This is a genomic window from Streptomyces sp. NPDC051104 (assembly GCF_040682835.1).
GTDB lineage: Bacteria > Actinomycetota > Actinomycetes > Streptomycetales > Streptomycetaceae > Streptomyces > Streptomyces cynarae.
In genome coordinates this window covers 1-2,259 of sequence record NZ_JBFBBS010000116.1, presented here as the reverse complement: position 1 = coordinate 2,259, position 2,259 = coordinate 1, and the positions used below count along the sequence as shown (strand labels likewise).

Sequence of the window (2,259 nt, the reverse complement as noted above, 5' to 3'; positions counted from 1 at the left end):
GATTGCCCCCATTCCCCCGCCTTTACCAAGAAAAGTATAATTTGATAATTTCTTTGAGAATGGCACTCTTTCTCTACGCGGAACTTTAATACTTACTTCTTCTGCTTTAGCTATAAAATCTTTCCAAAATCTTGGACGATATTTTTCTTTTTTTGAAATGTAATTATCAGGCGGACGGAATTGCATTTTATTATCAAGATATCCTTTAACGAATTCTAATAAATTACTATCTTCTTTTTGCCCTAATTCATAGATTGCCCATAAGATTTCATCCGCATAACGATCATGAAATTCAACTTCCGTACGTATCCAACTGATAGTATTATAAAGTTGAATTAGTTCCGTTTCTGTTAAATTTTCTTTCGTCTGCCTTTCTATGAACTTATCGTAAATTCGAACTAGAATTTTTCGATGTTCTCTATCTCCGATATAAAAGCTTAAAGCTCCTGTCAAGTCATCTATTTCACTTGATATTTTTGTTGTTTTCCCGAATTTTGCTTTGCCATTCACAAAGTATTTTCTAATTTTTTTAGGGATGTAAAAAGGTTTTGAATTTTTATCATCTACGGTCAAATCTATTCGTTGACAGTTTATAATCGCTCGTTTAGCAACCATAGTTTGATTTTCATAACCTATACACTCTAATATTCTATCAAGTAAGATAGTAATAATTTGCACTTCTGAATAATCAAAGAAAATATTTTCTCGTAAAAATTGTAGACCTGTACCGCTAATGTCTAAGATGATTTCCCTTGTTTCTTCTGAATGCCATACAGCTACTCCAGATAATCTTAGAACTTTGTTTTGCTTAGAGTGTGGCAATTTTCCTTCTTGCTCGTCAAAGAGTTCTAGAGGTAAACCCAAGACTTTAACTATCATTTCTTCATAAGTCATAGGAATCGCAAGTTTTAGCCAGTCAACTAAGCTGTGTAATTTTTTTTGTGATTGTAGTAAAGTTTTTTGTTCATTATTTTTTGATTGATTAAGATTCTCGAAATAAGAATCGTTGAGTAATTCTTGTTCTTTTTCAGTTAACATTATTCTCCATTGTTCTTATTTTCGGTGAAATTTACTGATTTTTTTGCGTAAAAATTCCAAGGGTTAAAACGTGACAACCAAGCCAACCGTGAGCTTTTATGTTGCTGATTTGCACATGGTATTACAGACCCATGTGCTGACCTAAAATCAATTTTACATACAGTCCTCCACCTCGGACTCGCTTCGATATTTAACGCTTAATTAATCCGGAAAATTTGTACAGCCCTCCACCTTGCACTCGTTTCGCCTCGCTCCGTTTCGCTTACGCTCACTCCCGCTCATTCCACTCATAACATCGGCGTTTTGCCTACAATTTATCGGATAAATTAAGCTATCTCTCCACTCATTCCCAGCGGTGTTTTACTTAGGAAAATGATTTCAGGTACAGGTTTGTAATAATTTAAAGCTATTTAACTTCTAGCTTACTTTATTCATCGCTTGAATTTTTCGAAATTTATCTGCATCAATATTATCAGATAACCAATTTAACTCAACTTCTGAAAGGTCACTAATTAAATGATCTGTATATACTTCCGTCATTTCATAGAGATTTTTATAATTTATAACCATTTGTTCACTTGAAATTTCTTCACAATCGGCTGGCATTAGACGACCAAGTAACATGACATTTGAAATTATTCCCAGTCCCTTTAATAATTCATCTAATTCGACTTTTGTTCTTGATTTTTCCATATTTTACCTCATTCTTAGTTTGTGTTATAATTATGATATAAATTTTGTTGAGACTCTTTCTTCTTGGTCGTGGAAAGAGTTTTTTATTTTATTTGGTCGATAAGTGATTTCTCCTTTTATGTTATAATATACTCAAACAGTTATAAAATTCAAAACATCATAAACATTCAATTGAGTATAAAATGATTATAATACTCTTTTGAGTGTTTGTCAACAAAAAAACATTCAAAGGAGTATATTTTGTTTAAAGATATATTGAAACAATTACGAATTGAAAAAGGACTCACACAAAAAGAAGTCGCACAACACTTTGGTATTGCTCAATCAAATTATCAACAATGGGAAAGTGGCAAACGTTCACCAAGTGGAGAAACTTTAGAAAAACTTGCTGACTTCTTTAAGGTTAGTACAGACTTTCTTTTAGGAAGAAATCCTGTAGAAAGAGTTGGACTAGATAAATTCATAGAAGAACTCGAGAGAAGATATGATAATGTGATAGTCCTAAGTTTTATGAACAGCGATTTTTTG

General features: G+C 32.3%; 3 protein-coding genes. 1 reads left to right on the top strand and 2 read right to left on the bottom strand.

All coding sequences use genetic code 11. The features are described from left to right. Both AB0N14_RS39850 and AB0N14_RS39845 read right to left on the bottom strand, forming a co-directional pair. A partial coding sequence (locus AB0N14_RS39850; protein WP_366030571.1) for a replication initiation factor domain-containing protein occupies positions 1–1,038 on the bottom strand: 1,038 nt, incomplete at its 3' end. Between the two features lie 417 nt (positions 1,039–1,455). Continuing rightward, positions 1,456–1,731, bottom strand: coding sequence for a hypothetical protein (locus AB0N14_RS39845; RefSeq protein WP_057719804.1), 276 nt, complete (start codon positions 1,729–1,731; stop codon positions 1,456–1,458). Between the two features lie 240 nt (positions 1,732–1,971). On the opposite strand from AB0N14_RS39845, the gene AB0N14_RS39840 reads away from it, so the two are divergent. Then, positions 1,972–2,259 (top strand): helix-turn-helix transcriptional regulator (locus tag AB0N14_RS39840; RefSeq protein ID WP_366030570.1); only part of this gene is annotated, 288 nt, incomplete at its 3' end.

Bases quoted from the DNA above. Each gene is read 5' to 3' on its own strand.
- AB0N14_RS39845 (WP_057719804.1), bottom strand. From the start codon at position 1,731: ATGGAAAAATCAAGAACAAAAGTCGAATTAGATGAATTATTAAAGGGA.